1 pseudogene is annotated in these 1,062 nt (G+C 58.4%); it reads left to right on the top strand.

Annotated features, from left to right (window positions below):
• Positions 1 to 143 (top strand): annotated as a pseudogene (locus tag EN994_RS32730) (helix-turn-helix domain-containing protein); the annotation flags it as partial.
• Between the last annotated feature and the right edge of the window lie 919 nt (positions 144 to 1,062).

Genomic DNA, 1,062 nt, shown 5'->3' with positions numbered 1-1,062 from the left:
GTGCTGGCGCGGCCGCTGGTGTCGGCAGGTCTGGTCGCGGCCGAGCTGAAAATTAGCCAGCGCGCTGCGCTCGGGCTGGTGCCGAACTCGGCATCCGTGAGGTGACCGGCAGGGGGCGCTACCGGGCGTGGGACCCCGTTTAGCTGCGGCGGGCTTTGGCGAAAGCGACAGCACTGATGATTTTTGCTGTACGCTCATTCTCCCTCATCTGCGCGTTGACAGAAAACCAGCAGGCGAGGGTCACAGCACGCTGTGCTCCCCGCGATTTCCGGAAAACCAATGAAAAACGACTTTGATCGATCGCGCGGGACGTATCATTCAACCATGTCGAGAACGGGCGTGACGGCACGTACACTATGGACCGAGAGAACTTTGTCTGGCGACTTTGCGCACGCTTGCAAAACTCTTCGGAAAACTTCCTTCTGTTGATCCAATGATCGTAATGAGCTGGAGTGGCATCGCCGCTCTCCTCGGTTCTTGCTCTCTCAGTTGAACTTGATGCTAGCCTGCACGAAAACGCCGTAGCGCTTTGCCTTCCAATCGTCGGCCTGCGGGGAACCACGACCGCCCATTGCCTCTTCGAAATGAGCGGTGCCGTTATTCGCCACGGCCGCAACACCGCCTCGAGCTGGACGCCATGCCCATCGCCGTCTTCGGGAATTAGCTTGATCTTGGGCGCATGTGGTGCTGCTCTTTGCCGTCGAGCCGCGTGAAGAGGAACGCCACGTCACCAGAAAGGCTGAGTCGCTCGGTGAGTTGCGTCTGCCCGGCCAAGCCGAGTCGCAGCGAATGCCAATCGTTGTCCTGGCTGAGAGGTTGACGTAGGTGGGACGGTTGGCACACAGGTTCCCCAGTTGGTCGCCTGCTGCGTGCAACCGAAAGCATCGTAGCTCTCGTGCCAGAAATTGTTGCCAACAAAAGCACCGATGCGGTAGCGCGGTGAGTTCAAGAAATTATATCCAAGATCGGCGGTGAAATAGCTGACGCCGCCCCCGCGCTGATCACTGAATGTGTTTGAGTAGCCCCCCATTTCCGTAAGAAGTCCTCGTCATGAGAAAATCC

The sequence above is a fragment of the Mesorhizobium sp. M7A.F.Ca.CA.002.09.1.1 genome, from assembly GCF_003998555.1.
Taxonomy (GTDB): Bacteria; Pseudomonadota; Alphaproteobacteria; order Rhizobiales; family Rhizobiaceae; genus Mesorhizobium; species Mesorhizobium ciceri.
The sequence above is the reverse complement of the archived record's forward strand: the minus strand, read 5'-3'. Positions and strand labels throughout refer to the sequence as shown.